Below are 16,112 nucleotides of genomic sequence, written 5' to 3'. Positions count from 1 at the left end.
GAAGAACGAGAAAGGTCATCTCGTCACCGCGGTCAGCACCCACAGGGCGTACTCGCCTGGCCGTAGAGAACGGCAGAACTAGGCGCTCAGTGGTTCAGGGGGCTGACGGCGTGACCGAAAGCCCCCACCCTGTCTGACTCAGGACTCGACATGGCACGCACGCTACCCGACCGCGCCTAGCCGTCAGCGGGCGGCGCGGCCAGCGTGATGTCGTGCGCGCCTGCCCACGCCGTGAGGTCCTCACGTTCGATCGCGGCCGCGAGGAGATCGGGGAACCGGTCCGGCGTGCAGGCGAAGGTCGGGATGCCCAGCGCGGCCAGTGCCGCGGCGTTGTCGTGGTCGTAGGCCGGTGCTCCCTCGTCGTTGAGCGCCAGCAGGCACACCACCTGTGTCTCACCGGCGACCAGCGCCTGCGCGCGGCGCAGCATCTCGTCGTTGTCGCCGCCCTCGAACAGGTCACTGATCAGCACGAACACCGTGTCGCGCGGGTTGGCGATCTGCGTCTGGCAGTAGGCGAGAGCGGAGGCGATGTCGGTACCGCCGCCGAGTTGCACACCGAACAGCAACTCGACCGGATCGGCGACCGCGTCGGTGAGGTCGGCGATCTCCGTGTCGAACGCGACGATCCGGGTGCGCAGTGACCGCACCGACGCCAGCACCGCACCGAACACACCGGCGTAGACCACCGACGACGCCATCGACCCGCTCTGGTCGAGGCACAGCACGACCTCCCGGCTCAGCTGTGGCAGCCGGCGCCCGTAACCGATCAGTCGCTCCGGAACCACGGTGCGGTGGGCGGGCTGGTAGTGCTTCAGGTTGGCCAGGATCGTGCGATTCCAGTCGATGTCACCGGCGCGGGGCCTGCTGGTGCGCCCGGCGCGGTGGAGCGCTCCGGTGACGGCCTGCCGGGTGGGTTGCGCCAGCCGCCGTTCCAGCTCCTCGACCACCTGGCGGACCACTTCCCGCGCGGTCTGCCGGGAGCGCTCGGGAATGGCCTCGTTGAGGCTCAGCAGCGTACCCACCAGGTGCACGTCGGGCTGCACCGATTCGAGCAGCTCCGGTTCCAGCAACAACCGCCGCAGGCCGAGCCGGTCCATGGCGTCGCGCTGCATGACCTGCACCACCGACGCCGGGAAGTACCCGCGGATATCGCCGAGCCAGCGGGCGACCCTCGGCGAGGAGCCGCCCAGTCCGCCGCGCCGCTTGTCGTTGCCGTACAAGGCATCCAGCGTGCTGTCCCGCTTGAGGTCCCCGCCGGACAGTGTGCTGCCGGTGCCGTCGGCGTCCGAGCCGCCGAGGACGAGCCGCCAACGGCGGAGCCGGTCGTTCATCGGTCGCTCCCGAGAAGGTCGAGGACGCGGGGCAGGACCCTGGCCGCCCGGTCCGGGTCGAGGTCCTGGCCGGACATGGCCGGCAGGTTCGTGATGCCGCGGTCCAGCCGGGCCACCTGCGCACCGATGTCGCGGCGTTCGGCGGGCGGGAACGTGGCGAACGTCCGCCGCAGCAACGGGAGGAGGTGGTCGAACAGTGCACTGTCCACTTCGGTCACCCAGCGGTCCACGACCGCGAGCAGCTCCGGCTCGTGGACCAGGAGCGCAGCCTCGCCGGACAGGAAGCCGTCCAGCCAGCCCGCGGCCTGCACCGCGTTCGCCGCGGGGGAGAGGCGAAGGGACAACCGCCGGCTCGCCTCGCCCACGTCGATCCGCCCGGCGTCCAGCAGCAGCCGTGTCGCGCGGCCCGCGACGAGGCCGTGGACGCCTGGCTGTTCGGCCACCGCGTCGAGCGCACGCTGCCATTCCCGCCGCAGCGGGTCCTGGTCGAGCAGTGCGATGCCGCGCTGTACTCCGTCGACCAGCTCACGCAGCGCCGCCGCGGCGTCGTCGTCGAGGGCGGCACAGGCCGCGGGCAGGCCGACGGCCACCCGGGTCACGACGCCGGTCAGCACCCGTTGCACCAGGCCGGTGTCGGCGCGCCGCACCGTGCCGTAGCGGCGCACCCTGGCCATGGGCTCCACCGCCGCCATCAGCCGCGACGTGTCGTGTGCCCGCGCCGCCCGCGCATCCAGTTCCGTGAGGACGGTGCTGAGCGCGTCCGGCAGATCGGCCACCAGCGCTGTCTCCACCAACTCGGCGAGCGCGGCCAGATCGGCCTCGGCGGCCCGCTGCGTGACGATCGCCGTTGCGGCGGTGCCGATCGTCGAGCCGTAGCCGCTCGCCTCGATCAGCGCCACGTCGAGCTCGGGCCGCCATTCCAGCGTCCACGACTCACGGAACGTGCCCCTCGTCCTGCCCACCTCGGCGGGGACGCCCCACGGCACGCCGAGCAGCAGCAGCCGGTGCAGCAGGGTGCTGCGCTCGCGGTGCGTCGCCGTGCGCAGGTCGAGATCAAGTGTCCGGACCGCTGCGCTCTGCTTGAGCCGCAGCCGTTTCCGGCTGGTCTCCAGGTCGCGGGCGAGCGGCACCATCGGGGTATCGGGCGGGACCCTGCCGAGGACGTCGCCGACCAGAAGCTCGCGGGCCACCAGCCGCATGGGGACCGGCGAACCTCCGCACAGCACGGACTGGGCGGACTCGAGCACCTCGGCAAGCCCCGGCTGCGGACGGCCACGCAGGCCGGCCAGCGCGTGCGCCAGCCGGACCGCCTCGATCACCGCCGCGGACGACACGTCGTACTGCTCGGCGCGCAGCAACCGGGCAACGCGCACGAGCCACCGGCCCACCACCTCGTCGGGTGTGGTGTACAGGTGGTGGTACCAGCCGGGGGACTCGATTCCCGCGCCGTAGCCGCTGGCTCTGGCCAGCCGACCGGAGGTCCATGGCACCCAGGTGGCGCGCACCTTGGTGCTCGGCAGCCCCTTGAGCAGGGCGGCATCGGAGGTCGCCGTGGGGAAGTGGTCCGGGCTGAGCGCGGGCACGTGCCACGCGCCGCACACGACCACGATCGTCCCCCGCTCGGCGCGCCGGGCCGCCCGCAGTATCCGGCGCATGGCGGCTTCCCTGCGGCGGGTGTGCGGGTCGAGTTCGTACCCGTCGCGCAACGTGTGCATGGCTTCGCCGACCGCGGCGAAGACGTCCATGCCGTGGTAGCGCAGCTCGATGGCGTCCTCCCACCAGCGTTCCGGGTCGTCGTATCCGGCGGCCGCGGCGAGCGTGGCGATCGGGTCGGCAGGGGAACGGGGCTCCTCGTCGTCCAGCGCGAGGGCGTTGGCGGCCGGCAGGTCGAGAAAGCGCGCCTGCCTGCCGTGCTCGGCGGCCCAGCGCAGGGCAACCCACTCCGGGGAGAACGCCGCCATGGGGTAGAACGCCGCGGTCGCGGGGTTGTCCGCGGCGTACACCAGCCCCGCCACCGGTGGCCGCATACCTGCCGAGGCTGCCAGACCGGCGACCTGGTCCAGCTCGGGCGGCCCCTCGATCAGGACCAGCGCGGGGGAGAGGGCATCGAGCGCGGCGCGGACCGCGCGCGCCGAGCCGGGACCGTGGTGCCGTATGCCGAGGACGTGCATCGGGCCGGCCTCGCCGCTCACACCAGCTCGCGGCATGCCCGGTAGAGGTCCTGCCACGGTGACCGTTCGCGCACCACGGCCTCGAGGTACTCGCGCCAGACCAGCCGGTCGGCGACCGGATCCTTGACCACCGCGCCGTGCAGACCGGCCGCGACGTCGGCAGCGCGGACCACGCCGTCGCCGAAGTGCGCCGCCAGTGCGATGCCGCTGGTGAGCACGGAGATCGCCTCCGCGGTGCTCAGCGTGCCCGATGGCGACTTGAGCTTCGTGCGGCCGTCGGCGGTGACCCCGTCGCGGAGCTCCCGGAAAACGGTGACCACCCTGCGGATCTCCTCCACCGCCTTCAACTCGGCCGGCAGCTGGAGGGCGGCGCCGAGCTGGCCGACCCGCAACCGGACGATCTCGACCTCCGATTCGATGTCCTCCGGCAGCGGCAGCACCACCACGTTGAACCGCCGCTTGAGCGCCGCGGACAGCTCGTTGACGCCGCGGTCGCGGTCGTTGGCGGTGGCGATCACGTTGAACCCGGCGCGTGCCTGCACCTCGTCGTCGAGTTCGGGAATCGGCAACGACTTCTCGCTGAGTACCGTGATCAGTGCGTCCTGCACGTCGGAGGGAATGCGGGTCAGCTCCTCGATGCGGGCGATGCCGCCGCGTTCCATGGCACGCAGAACCGGGCTGGCGACCAAGGCGCCCCGCGACGGCCCCTCCGCCAGCAGCCGCGCGTAGTTCCAGCCGTACCGGATGGCCTCCTCGGCGGTGCCACTGGTGCCCTGGACCAGCTGGGTCGAATCACCCGAGATGGCCGCCGCCAGGTGCTCGGCGAGCCACGTCTTGGCGGTGCCGGGCACACCGAGCAGCAGCAGGGCCCGATCGGTCGCGAGGGTGGCGACGGCGACCTCGACCAGCCTGCGGGACCCGAGGTACTTCGGGCTGATCTCCGTGCCGTCCTGGGTCTGGCCACCGAGCACGTAGGTGGCAACGGCCCACGGCGACAGCCGCCAGTTGGGTGGCCGGGGACGATCGTCGGCCGCGGCGAGTGCGGCCAGCTCGTCGGCGTGTTCCTGCTCGGCATGCGCCCGGAGTACTGCGGGCACGTCGGTCATGAGAACTCCTGATCGATGGCGCTTCGGATGGTGAGGGCGTGGGCGAGGCTGCGCAGTGTGCGGCGGCGCGCCTTGCTGTCGTGGGACGTTTCGGCGAGCCAGCTCTCGACCCCGGTCAGTGCGGTGGTGTCGAGGTGTTGTGCCAGCCCGGGGAACGCGGTGGCGAGCACCCGGTCGGTTCGGACGGTCCGCAACCGCTCGATGACGGCGCTGGAGAACGTCGCGGGCCACGGGCCGGGACACGCGGCGAGCAGTGCCGCGAACCGAGCGTCCACTGTGGATAGTTCACTGACGATGCGAGTGCCCACCTCCGGCGGCAGTGCGCGGAGGAGCTCGGCCGTGGGGTCGGACTGCGCGAGGGCGGTAAGCCACCGGATGTCCTGTTGCCGCAGCGCCGCTTTCGTCCAGCCCGCGATCACCGCGGGATCGGCCTGCCGGAGAGCCGTGGTGCCGGGCGGTGACTGCAGCGGGGCGGCTCCGACGATCTGGATGAGCCACGACGCGTGTAGTCCATGGCCGGGTTCGCGGCGGTCGGTGATGCCGTCCCGGCGGGCGGCGGCGTCGGGTTCGCCGGGCAGTTCGATGGTGCTGTCTTGCCGGGTGAGTGCGCGGACCCGCTGGGCCATCCTGGCGGCGCGGCGGGAGTGGGGCAGCCGGTCGAGCAGCGCCGCGGCGGCCGCTCGCACGGTGGGTGCCCGATCGTCCAGAACGGACTCGAGGAACGGTTCGTCCGCATCGGACAGTCCGATGGCGAGTGTGTCGACGAGTGCGGCACGGCTGGCCGCCTGCTCAGCTGTCCAGGTCTGCTCGACGAGCCCGCGCGCGAGTTGCGGGTCCACCTCGCGCAGCGTGGCGAGCAGGGCCAGCCGTTCGGCGCGGGTGGCGGTGCCGAACTGTCCGGCGGCGCCTGCGACGTCGGCCGGTACCGCCCACGCCCAGCGCCGGTTGTGAGTGCCGAGCCATCCGCCGCGCGCCCCCGCAGCGGAACGTACAGCTTCGCGTAGCTCCGGGACCGTGGTGCCTGCCTGGAGGAGGGGCACCACTAGCTGCGCCGGTGGGCGGTGCCCGGCCGCCTCGCATGCGTGGAGCCAATAAGCGATCAACGGCTCGTTGCCGCCGTCGACGCGGATGCTGCGATCGAGCAGGAGTTCCAGAAGTTGTGCCGCGGCCGCCGAGCACTCCGGCCGGTCGTCGGCGGCCGCGGCGTCTCGCGGTGTGCCCTGCCAGGCCGGGGGAAGCCAGCCCGCGCGGCGGCGGGTTCCGAGCACAGCGGCGGAGGCCAGCACGGTGGCTTCGGTCCCGTCGACCGGGAGCGTGCCTGGTGCGACCACACCGGCGAGCAGGTCGGCAGGCGGCGGCCGGCGCCCGGTCCCGACGAGCGCGGTGCCGATCAGCGTGTCCCATTCACTCATACCGACACCAGCTTCCCGGCCGCGGCGACGCTGCACGGGTGGAACCGGTTGTCGATCCACTCGCCGAACACCTCGACGGGGTGGCCGCCGGAGAGCGCGAGCAGCGGCCAGACGTCCGTGCCCGCTGCGACCGGCAGCGCGCTGCCCGCGCGGTCGACGAGGACGGCGTCCTGTTCGCCGGGCATGAGGGTGATCTCACCGAGTGCCATGGGAATCCGGTCGAGCCACGGGTTGCCTGCGAGCCACGTCGCCGCCTTGTCGAGCGCACCGAGAACGGTGTCGGTCACGGGCAGGCCGTCGCCCGTGGTCACCGTGTGCTCACCGGCGAGCAGTGCCCGCCGCGGTGCCGAGCCGGGGTAGAGGGCCAGCTCGCCGTCGAGTACCGAACCGAGCACCTGCGGAACCCGCAGTGTCCCGCCGGCCGCGGCGAAGTCGAGTAACACCACCATTTCGCTGCTGTTCTGCCCGTAGAGCCAGGTTCGCTGGGACAGTAGCCGCTCGTCCTCCTCCTGCCGCAGTCCGAGGACCCACCACCGGTCGTGCACGCGTTCGCCGGCAAGGACTTCCTCGGAGCGCCGCGCCCAGCCGAGCAGCGCGCGCAGGTCGCCCAGCGCGTCCGCGGGCAGTGTGGCGCGGCGGCGCCACGCGCGGACCGCGAGATACCAGCGGCCGAGCTGGTCGAGCAGGTACTCGGCCCAGTCGGCCCGGGCGTGCACGACAGCGCCCATGGTGCGAACCCGCTCGGCCAGTCCCGGCACCTGCGCGTCGACCAGCCGCGCGGCGGTGTCGTCCCAGAACTGTGGCGGCTGCGTACGCACCGTGGCGAGGCCCTGGCGCACCACGTCGAACAGCCAGCGCTCGAAGTCGTCGAGACCGGCGGTCATGAGACGTTCGCGCTCGGCCTGCCGTGTGGCCGCCGCCTCCGGATCGGGCGGCGAACCGGTGGCGCGCCGCGCGGACCGTTCCTGCCTGCCGGCTGCCCACTGTGCGGCGAAGTCGGAGGCGGTGTCGAGGTCGGCGACGGCGCCGTCGTGTGCGGCCCACATCAGCAGCAGCGCCAGCCCGTGCTTGCAGGGGAACTTGCGGCTGGGGCAGCTGCAGCGGAACGCAGGCTCGGTCACGTCCACGGTGACCTGGTAGGGCTCGCGGGCGCTGCCCTGACACTTGCCCCACACCAGTGAGTCGGTGCTGCCCAGCGCCGACCAGGTGCGGGGCCGCGCCAGCGTGCGGGCGGCTTTCACGGAGCCGCCGTCGGGGGCGAGCGCGAGCACCTGCTCCACCGTCCACCGCGAGCCCACGCCAGGTCCCTTCCACGTCGGCGCTCGGCGCCGTTTTCGCCGTGCCATCCAGCATATGGACAGTGCGGCTTCGCCGAACCTGGGCGGTCACCCCTGGGCGAAGGTGTCCAGCGCCGTGCGGATCCGTGCCCGCGTCGTGTCGCTGCCGACGTGCCCTGAGTCGTCGATGACGGCGAGCTCGGCGCCGGGCCAGCGGCGGGCAAGCTCCCACGCGGTGTGGAGCGGACTGCTCAGGTCGTGGCGACCGTGGATCAGCACGCCGGGTATGCCGGCGAGGCGTCCGGCTTCGGCGAGCAGGACGCCATCGGCCAGCCACGCGTCGTGCGAGAAGTAGTGTGCGCAGATGCGGACCAGCGCCAGCCGGTCGCGGAGCGAGCGACTGCTGAACGCGTCCGGTACGCCGTGGGGTTCGGTGGCGAGTATCGCGTCCTCCCAGGCGCACCAGGCGTCGGTTGCGCGGACTCGCACGGCGGGGTCCGGATCCTCCAGCAGGCGGGCGTAGGCGGCGGTCAGGTCGCCGTCGCGCTCGTCCGCCGGCACGACGTCACGAAACCGCTCCCACTCCTCGGGCAGAAAGCGCCCGGCTCCGCGGTAGAGCCAGTCGATCTCGTCGTGGCGGCCCGTGGTGACGCCTACGATGACCAGCGCGGTCACCCGGTGCGGATGTCGTTGGGCGTAGGCGAGCATCAGGGTGGATCCCCAGGAGCCGCCGAAGAGCAGCCAGCGTTCGACGCCGAGGTGCTCGCGAAGTCGTTCCATGTCGGCGAGCAGATGCTCGGTGGTGTTGTGGCGCATGTCGGTGGCCGGATCGCTCGCGTGCGGGGTGCTGCGACCGCAGCCACGCTGGTCGAACACGACGAGACGATAGCGATCCGGATCGAAGTACCGGGGCGTGATCGGCGTGGCGCCCCACCCTGGGCCGCCGTGGACGTAGAGGGCGGGCTTGGCGTCGGGCTTGCCGTAGCTCTCCCAGTACACGTGGTTCCCGTCGCCGACGTCGAGCATGCCGTGCGTGGTCGGGTCGGTGGGCGGATACAGCACGTCGGTCACGGGATTCCTTCCAGTCGGATGCAACAGTGCTGTTATATTAGCGCTGTGACTTCTACGCATGGGCCAGACCCCACCGAGCTGCTGGGAACCCGGCTGCGCCGCCTGCTGGAGCTGTTGGACAGCGAGGTCGCGGCCGTCTACGCCGAGCTGGGGCTGCCCGGTTTCCGGCTGCGCTACGCCCCCATCCTGCGGGTGCTCGCGACGTCGGGTCCGGCCTCGATCCGAGAGCTGGCCGACGCGATCGGCGTGACCCATTCCGCGGCGAGCCAGACCGTGACACAGCTGGCCAGGGACGAACTGGTCACGGTGTCGCTGGGGGAGGATGCCCGGCAGCGCATCGTCCGGCTGGCTCCCCAAGCCTCGCGCATCGTGTCGGTGGTGAACGCCGAGTGGGTGGCTACGGTCGCCGCGGCCAGGGAGCTGGAGGCCGAGTTGCCCTATTCGATGAGTCAGCTGATCGACGAGATGTTCGCTGCGCTTGAACGGCGGTCCTTGCGGTCGCGGGTCGTTGCTCATTTTTCCGGGTAGGTGGTTGCCGTTATTCGGTGGGGTGGTTGGGTTTCGGGCACGCCTTCGGCGCGCCGTGTGAAACTGTCGCTCCTGTGTTTGGGTTTTGTCACTGTCTACTGGCGACAGTTTCTCCACGGTCCGGGTGTCGCTGTCAGGTTGCTTGGAGCCGGGGAGGACGCCTGGCAGCGCATTGTCCGGCCGGCTTCTCAGGCCTCGCGGATCGTGTCGGTGGTGAACGTCGAGTGGGTGGCTACTGTCGCCGCCGTCAGGGAGCTACTCATGTGTCTGGGTAGGGTGGTTCGGGTTCGGTTGCCGGAAGTTGTTGGGGTGGTTGGGTTTCAGGCACGCCTTCGGCGCTCCGTGTGAAACTGTCGCTCCTGTGGTTGAGTTTGCCACTGTCTACTAGCGACAGTTCCCCACGGTCCGGGTATCGTTGTCAAGTTTCCTTGTAGTGGTCTACGCATTGCGGTATGATCGGTTCGTGGGGGATTTCTCGCGACACCAGCAGATTCCGGATCGGATCTTGGCGTTGAATCGGCTCAAGATGTGGGTTGATGCCTCGTTGCATCGGGCCTTCGATGCGCTGGATGAGGATCGGGGGCGTGCTCCTGATGTGGCTGCTGAGTTGGCGTTGTTGTTGTCGGTTGGTGAGCAGCACGCTCGGCGGGTCTTGGATCTGTCGACTGTCCTGGTCCATCGGCTGCCGGAGACTTTGGCTGCTATGGAGTCCGGTGTTGTCGATTCCTACCGCGCATCGAAAGTTGCTAGCGCTACCGCTTGGCTCAATGATGAGCAGGCTCGGGAGGTTGACTCGACTGTCGCCCCCAAGCTTGGGGGTAAGAATCCGCATCAGGTTCGGCGGGTTGCGTCCTATTGGGCTTTGAAGGCCGATCCTGAGGGTGCTGCCCTGCGGGCGGACCACTGTCGGGCGGAACGGTCGGTGCAGTTGCTGCCAGGCGAGGATGGGATGTCCACCCTGCTCGCTGACCTGCCCGCTGAGGTTGCTTCATCCGTGTATGCGCGGATTGATCGGATGGCCCGTACCTTGCGTGGTACCAACGAATCGCGCACCCTCGACCAACTTCGGGCCGACGTGTTCGCTGAACTCCTGCTCGGCTCAAATGCCAGTGGTTCGGGGGCGAAAGCCGATGTGCACGTCTACGTCGACCTTGCGACCCTCGCCGGGTTGAACGACGATCCCGCTCAGTTGGCCGGATATGGGCCCATTCCGGCTGGCGTGGCGCGGCAGATCGCGCACCAGCCGTCCTCGACCTGGAGGCGGATTGTCACCGATCCACTCACTGGGGCGCCGGTGGACGTCGGGCGACAACGGTATCGGCCACCGGCGGTCACCGACGAGTTCGTGCGGGTGCGGGATCGCGAATGCCGCTTCCCATCGTGCCACCGGCCGGCGCATTGCGGCGACAACGACCACCACATCCCGTGGAGCAGGCGGGGACCCACAGGTCAGGCGAATCTGATCAACCTGTGTCGGCGACACCACCGCCTCAAGGACCGTCCCGGGTGGACCTACCGACTACACCCGGACACGGGAGTCGTCACCGTCACCACACCCAGCGGCTACACCTACACCAGCAACCCCGAACCACTCCACGACCCACCTTCGGCTAGGAACAGTCCGAATGCGACAGACGACAAACCCAAGTGACGCTACTCAATCGCTGTCCGTCTTGTCCTGGGGCGCACGGTGGTCAAGCCCTTGTGGTCCCAGCGTGGCTCGCGGGCAGGGCCGCCGCGAGCCACCGAACGGATGCTCGCCAGCACGGCGGCCAGGCTCGGGAGCCACCGTTGGTGCTCATCCGGTGCGACCAGCCAGCGTGCTAGGTTGCCGGGTCCATTGCCGGGCAACGGAACTCCGCTGCCCGTCGGCAGCACCTGAACGCCCTCGGGCAGGGGAGTGTCGTCGAAGGTCAGAGCGTCGGTCTCCACCAGCAGCATCACGACGGTGCCGCGTTTCGTGGGTACGTTGACGGCCGGGCCGGAGCAGCCCTGGCGGGCGAGGCTGTCCAGTACGCGGTCGGCCAGTGCCTTCGGTACGGTCACGGCGCCGATCCCGGAACCAGTCACGAGCATCAACTCACCGTTGTGCCAGCGCACCGGCCAGCCGAACAGCCCACGGTAATCCAACTGCGGAACGACGTCCGGTACCACCCGCTGATCGATGCTCATGAGTCTCACCTTCCGCCGGTGGCACTGCACTGTCCCGTGCTCGATAACTCTAGTGGCACTGCGTGCCGTTAGCAAGATGGCCTGTTAGGTTCTGTCCATGCTCGAGGAGTCGCAGCCGGCGCCCCGGCCACGCGCCGGCCGGACCATGGCAGGCCGGCGCAGGCTGCGCCATGCGCTCACCGTGGCCGCGATCGACCTGTTCCTGAAGCAGGGCTACGACGCGACCACCGTCGACGAGATCGCCTCAGCGGCCGGGGTCGGCCGGCGCACCTTCTTCCGGTACTTCCGGTCGAAGGAGGACGCCATCTTCCCCAACCACGAGGAAGTGCTGCAGGACATCGAGCGGCTCTTCGCCGGCGCCGACGAGACACGGAACCCAGTGGAGGTCGCCTGCGCGGGCGTGAGCCTCGTACTCGACTTCTACCTCGCCGACCCCGACGTGTCGGTCAAGCGCTACGCGCTCACCCGCACCGTGCGTTCCCTGCGGGACAAGGAAGTGGCGAGCGTCGACCAGTACCAGCGCGTGCTCGCCGGCTACCTGCGCGGCCGGTTCGAGCGCGTCGGCGACCCGCTCGCCGACCTCCGTGGCTCGGTGATCGCCGCCGCGGTCGCCGCCGCGCACAACCACGTCCTCCGGCGATGGCTGCGCAGCGGCGGCGCCGGCGACGCACACGCCGATGCCGAGCAGGCATTCCGGCTCGTCGTCGAGGCGTTCCCGCCCGCCGGTGGCACGGCCCGGCAGGACGCCGGCGAGACGGTGGTGGCCGTGCTGCGCAGCTCCGCAGCCCTGCCCGACGTGGTCAACGAGATCAACGCGGCACTGAGACGGGCGGAAGCTGAATGATCCTCCCACCTTAGTGGCACGTGGTGCCGTTAGAGCGAGGGTGGCAAGCTATGGCGCGTGTTGATGTCACGGGCTGAGCCGGAGCCGGACTGGGCCAGCTGGCGCCGGCCGCGGCCGACCGCGGCCGAGCAGCGGTGGGACGTCTGGGTGGCGCTCGCCGTGTTCGCCGGCGCGATGGTGGGGACGATGCTCATCAACAGCATGGGTCCTTTCCCGTTGGGAGTGGCTCCGTCGCTGTCCGAACAGCTGCTGTGGGGTGCCGCGCTCGCCGTGCCGCTGGTCGTGCGCCGGAGGTTCCCGGTCCCGGTGCTGATCGTGGTGGGCGCGATGTTCATTGCCGGGCAGTTCCGGCAGAACGGCGACACCTTCACTCCGGCGGTCGCACTGTTTCTCGCGATCTACACCGCAGGCGCCTGGGAACGCAACCGCATGGCCGCCCGGTGGGCGCGGATCGGTGTGGTCGTGGCGATGTTCACCTGGCTCGGGTACGGGCTCGCCCGGTTCCTGCTCGATCCCCGCCCCGACTTCGGCATGGTGGCCGGCCCGCTCGATCCGGTGCTGGCGTCCGTGCTCTACAGCATCGGGTTCAACCTCGTGTTCTTTGGCGCCGCCTACGTCTTCGGCAACATCGCATGGGTCTCGGCGCGCAGGGAGGCTGAGCTCGCACAGCGTGCGCGCGAGCTGCGCGACTCCCAGGAACAGAACCTGCGTGGCGCCGTCGTCGCCGAACGGGTGCGCATTGCCCGCGACCTGCACGACGTCGTGGCACACCATGTGTCGGTGATGGGCGTGCAGGCGGGCGCCGCGCGCCGGGTGTTCGACACCGACCACGACCTCGCCCGCTCGGCACTGCACACCGTGGAGGAGACCGCGCGCACAGCGATCGGCGAGCTGCGCTCGCTGCTCGGCGTGCTGCGCGCGGAGCCCGCCGACGCGCCCGCGGCCGACGCGGAACACTCCGCCTCACCCGGCCTCGAGCAGCTACCGGAGCTGGTGACCGCGGCCGGTGCGGCCGGGCTCGACGTGCGCCACGGCACCTTCGGCGAACCGCGGGCGGTGCCGGACGGTGTGGCGCTCTCGGCGTACCGGGTGGTGCAGGAGGCACTCACCAACGTCGTCAAGCATTCCCGCGCCAGGACGGCCGATGTGCGGGTGCGTTTCCTCGACACCTCGCTGGAGGTCGAGGTGACCGACGACGGGCTCGGCGCGGCTGCCGCCAGGCAGCGCGGCTCCGGGTTCGGCCTGCTGGGCATGCAGGAGCGGGTCGCGGTGCACGGCGGTGAGCTGGAAGCGGGGCCGCGGCAGGGCACCGGCTTCCGTGTCAGGGCACGGTTCCCGTCCGCGATGCCCGATTCGTCCATTGCGGACAGTGTGAACGGTAAGGAGTGAGGGGACGTATGACGGGGGCCCTGCGAGTGGTACTCGCCGATGACCAGGACCTGGTGCGGGCCGGTTTCCGGGTCATTCTCGGTGCGGAGGACGGCATCGAGGTCGTCGGCGAGGCCCGCGACGGCGCGGAGGCCGTGGACGTCGTGGCGCGGGAGCAGCCCGACGTGGTGCTGATGGATGTCCAGATGCCCCGCCTCGACGGGCTCGCGGCCACCGAGCGCATCCTCGACCAGTCCGCGCCGGGAGCCGGTGCGAAGGTCGTCATCCTCACCACGTTCGACCGCGAGGACTACCTCTTTGCGGCGTTGCGCGCCGGTGCGAGCGGTTTCCTGCTCAAGAACGCCGCACCGGAGGACCTGATCGACGCGGTCCGGATCGTCGCCCGCGGCGACGCGCTGTTGTCACCGGAGGTCACGCGCCGCGTGATCGCGCGGTTCAGCACACCAGGGCCCGCGCTGCCTGCCCACCGGCCACCCGAGCTGACCGACCGGGAGTTCGACGTGCTCGTGTTGCTGGCTCGGGGCGCCAGCAACGCCGAGATCGCGGCCGAGCTGTTCGTCGGCGAGACGACGGTGAAGACGCACGTGTCCCGCATTCTGAGCAAACTCGGCCTGCGCGACCGGACACACGCGGTGGTCTACTCCTACGAGAACGGCATCGTCGCGCCCCGCGGCGCGTAGCCGGGTCCTTCGCGAGGAGGACCCGCCGGATCGGTCTCCTGCCGGACGACGGGGGAGCAGGCTCTGTCCTAGTCTTCCGGACTATGTTGCAGGTGAGCACGATCAGCAGGAGCTTCGGCGAGCACCGCGTCCTCGACGGGGTGTCGTTCGAGGTTCAGCCGGGCCGGATGACGGGGTTTCTGGGGGCCAACGGTTCCGGCAAGACCACAACGATGCGGATCATACTGGGGGTGCTGGCCGCGCACGGCGGAACCGTTACCTGGCAGGGAAAGCCGGTGACTCAGGCGGTGCGGCAGCGGTTCGGCTACATGCCGGAGGAACGCGGCCTGTACCCGAAGATGCGGATCGCCGAGCAGATCGCCTGGTTCGCGCAGCTGCACGGACTGAGCAGGGCGGCGGCCCGCCGGAACACCGATGACCTGCTGGAGAAGCTGGAACTGACCGAGCGCGCGAACGACAAGCTGGAGGCGCTGTCGCTGGGTAACCAGCAGCGGGTGCAGATCGCCGCCGCGCTGGTCCATGAGCCTGCCGCACTGATCCTCGACGAGCCGTTCTCCGGCCTCGACCCGATCGCCGTCGAGACCGTGCTCGGGGTCCTACGCGAGCGGGCCGTGGGCGGTGTTCCGGTGCTGTTCTCCAGCCACCAGCTCGCGGTCGTGGAGAAGCTCTGCGACGACGTGGTGATCATCTCCCGGGGTGCGATCGCCGCCAGCGGTGAGCGGGAGGAGCTCCGCAGGCGCTACGGCACACCCCGGTTCGAGCTCGTCGTGGACGCTGACGCGGGGTGGCTGCGCGATCTTCCTGGCGTGCGGGTCGTCGAGCTGGACGGTCCCCGCGCGGTGTTCGACGTCGCCGACGACGCCATGGGGCCTGAGCGCACCGCACAGCATGTGCTGCGTGCCGCGCTCGGCCGGGGCGAGGTCCACAGCTTCACCCCCGTTCTTCCCTCGCTGGACCAGATTTTCAAGGAGGCGATCTGAGATGACGACCGCAGAGCGCGGTATCCGGCACGCGGGTCCACAGCACGAGCAGCCCGAGCCCGGCGTCTCGTTCGTCTCGGCGACCCGGCTTGTCGCCGAGCGGGAGATCATGAGCTTCCTGCGGATGAAGGGATTCTGGATCGGCCTCGGGGTCCTGGTCGTCGGCCTGTTCGCGTTGACCATCCTGCCGTCGGTGTTCGGCGGCGGGCAGCCCAGCGTTGCCGCTGCCGGTTCGCAGGCGGCGTCGGCGCTCGCCGGGACGGGCTGGGAGGTGCGGGAGGTCGCCGATACCGCTGCGGCCGAGGAGCTCGTGCGCGCCGACGAGGTCGACGCCGCGGTGGTACCGGACACGACCGGGGAGTCCGCGACCGGCCTGCGGATCGTCGGGTTGTCCGACGTCCCCGACGAAGTGGTCGCCGCGCTGGGCACCGTGCCGCCGGTCGATCTGCTGGAGCGCGCCGACGTCAGCGCGGGTGAGCGCCAGCTCGTCATCATGGTGTTCGCCTTGCTGTTCATGATGTTCGGCATGGGGGGTGCCGCCATCGCCCAGAGCACCGTCACGGAGAAGCAGACGCGGGTGGTGGAGATCCTCGTCGCGACGGTTCCGGTGCGGGCGCTGCTCGCCGGCAAGATCCTGGGGCACACGCTGCTGACGCTCGGTCAGGCGGTCGTGGTGGCGTTGGCGGGGATGATCGCACTGCAGGTCGGCGGGCTCAGTGAGCTGCTGTCGATCGTCGCGCCCGCACTCGGCTGGTTCGTGCCGTTCCTGTGCGTCGGGTTCGTCCTGCTCGCCGCGATGTGGGCGGTCGCGGGGTCGCTCGTCAGCCGCCAGGAGGACCTCGGCTCCAGCATGAGCGTGGTCATGCTCCTGGTGATGGGCCCGTACTTCGCGGTGATGTTCTTCTCCGACAACAGCACTGTCCTCAATGTACTGTCCTATGTGCCCTTCTCCTCCGCGATCGCCATGCCGGTCCGGATGTTCGCGGGCCAGGCGCAGGTGTGGGAGGCTCCGGTGGCGCTCGCCCTGCTGGCCGCGACGGTGGTACTGATCGTGCTGCTGGCAAGCCGGATCTACTCCGGCTCGCTGATGCAGACCCGCGGCAAGGTCCGCCTTGCCGCCGCCTGGGCAAGGGCGGAATGACGGCTGTAGT

At 70.4% G+C, this 16,112-nt stretch carries 14 protein-coding genes; 7 read left to right on the top strand and 7 right to left on the bottom strand.

Annotated features, from left to right (window positions below; translation table 11 throughout):
* Positions 1-176: 176 nt before the first annotated feature.
* From ABZ863_RS04880 to pip, 6 genes are all read right to left on the bottom strand, one after another.
* On the bottom strand, positions 177-1,331 hold the full coding sequence (locus ABZ863_RS04880; protein WP_358531143.1) for a VWA domain-containing protein: 1,155 nt from the start codon (positions 1,329-1,331) through the stop codon (positions 177-179).
* Positions 1,328-3,538: a DUF5682 family protein gene (locus ABZ863_RS04875; RefSeq protein ID WP_358531141.1), complete on the bottom strand. Its 2,211-nt coding sequence runs from the start codon at positions 3,536-3,538 to the stop codon at positions 1,328-1,330. Before ABZ863_RS04875 ends, ABZ863_RS04880 begins: the two co-directional genes overlap by 4 nt.
* On the bottom strand, positions 3,520-4,608 hold the full coding sequence (locus ABZ863_RS04870) for an AAA family ATPase (RefSeq protein ID WP_358531139.1): 1,089 nt from the start codon (positions 4,606-4,608) through the stop codon (positions 3,520-3,522). Before ABZ863_RS04870 ends, ABZ863_RS04875 begins: the two co-directional genes overlap by 19 nt.
* Positions 4,605-6,020: a DUF5691 domain-containing protein gene (locus ABZ863_RS04865; RefSeq protein WP_358531137.1), complete on the bottom strand. Its 1,416-nt coding sequence runs from the start codon at positions 6,018-6,020 to the stop codon at positions 4,605-4,607. The genes ABZ863_RS04870 and ABZ863_RS04865 overlap by 4 nt, the downstream gene beginning before the upstream one ends.
* Positions 6,017-7,318 carry an SWIM zinc finger family protein gene (locus ABZ863_RS04860; RefSeq protein ID WP_358531135.1) on the bottom strand — a complete coding sequence of 434 codons (1,302 nt, stop codon included), beginning with the start codon at positions 7,316-7,318 and terminating at the stop codon, positions 6,017-6,019. Before ABZ863_RS04860 ends, ABZ863_RS04865 begins: the two co-directional genes overlap by 4 nt.
* An 87-nt stretch (positions 7,319-7,405) precedes the next feature.
* Complete coding sequence (gene pip, locus ABZ863_RS04855; protein WP_358531133.1) at positions 7,406-8,368, bottom strand: prolyl aminopeptidase; 963 nt, start codon at positions 8,366-8,368, stop codon at positions 7,406-7,408.
* 45 nt (positions 8,369-8,413) lie between these two features.
* Here pip and ABZ863_RS04850 point away from each other — a divergent pair, with 45 nt between their 5' ends.
* Together ABZ863_RS04850 and ABZ863_RS04845 are read left to right on the top strand one after the other, a co-directional pair.
* Positions 8,414-8,896, top strand: coding sequence for a MarR family transcriptional regulator (locus ABZ863_RS04850; RefSeq protein ID WP_358531131.1), 483 nt, complete (start codon positions 8,414-8,416; stop codon positions 8,894-8,896).
* A 463-nt stretch (positions 8,897-9,359) separates the two neighbouring features.
* On the top strand, positions 9,360-10,547 hold the full coding sequence (locus tag ABZ863_RS04845; protein ID WP_358531130.1) for a DUF222 domain-containing protein: 1,188 nt from the start codon (positions 9,360-9,362) through the stop codon (positions 10,545-10,547).
* Positions 10,548-10,549: 2 nt separating this feature from the next.
* Here the strand turns inward: ABZ863_RS04845 and ABZ863_RS04840 are convergent, their stop codons facing one another.
* Positions 10,550-11,068 (bottom strand): hypothetical protein, encoded by a 519-nt coding sequence (locus ABZ863_RS04840; RefSeq protein WP_358531128.1) that lies wholly within the window; start codon positions 11,066-11,068, stop codon positions 10,550-10,552.
* Between the two features lie 97 nt (positions 11,069-11,165).
* Between ABZ863_RS04840 and ABZ863_RS04835 the strand changes: the two genes are divergently transcribed.
* From ABZ863_RS04835 to ABZ863_RS04815, 5 genes are all read left to right on the top strand, one after another.
* Complete coding sequence (locus tag ABZ863_RS04835; RefSeq protein ID WP_358531127.1) at positions 11,166-11,912, top strand: TetR family transcriptional regulator; 747 nt, start codon at positions 11,166-11,168, stop codon at positions 11,910-11,912.
* Positions 11,913-11,975: 63 nt separating this feature from the next.
* Complete coding sequence (locus ABZ863_RS04830) at positions 11,976-13,301, top strand: sensor histidine kinase (protein ID WP_358531260.1); 1,326 nt, start codon at positions 11,976-11,978, stop codon at positions 13,299-13,301.
* Positions 13,302-13,309: 8 nt separating this feature from the next.
* A complete protein-coding gene (locus tag ABZ863_RS04825) occupies positions 13,310-13,981 on the top strand; it encodes a response regulator transcription factor (protein ID WP_358531125.1) in 672 nt (223 codons plus the stop codon).
* An 83-nt stretch (positions 13,982-14,064) separates the two neighbouring features.
* Positions 14,065-14,961 carry an ATP-binding cassette domain-containing protein gene (locus ABZ863_RS04820; protein WP_358531123.1) on the top strand — a complete coding sequence of 299 codons (897 nt, stop codon included), beginning with the start codon at positions 14,065-14,067 and terminating at the stop codon, positions 14,959-14,961.
* A gap of 1 nt (position 14,962) precedes the next feature.
* Positions 14,963-16,102, top strand: coding sequence for an ABC transporter permease (locus tag ABZ863_RS04815; RefSeq protein ID WP_358531121.1), 1,140 nt, complete (start codon positions 14,963-14,965; stop codon positions 16,100-16,102).
* Positions 16,103-16,112 lie beyond the last annotated feature (10 nt).

Source organism: Saccharomonospora sp. NPDC046836, from assembly GCF_040645195.1.
Classification (GTDB): Bacteria; Actinomycetota; Actinomycetes; order Mycobacteriales; family Pseudonocardiaceae; genus Prauserella_A.
Note: the sequence above shows the minus strand (reverse complement) of the source record. Positions and strands in the feature narration are given on the sequence as shown.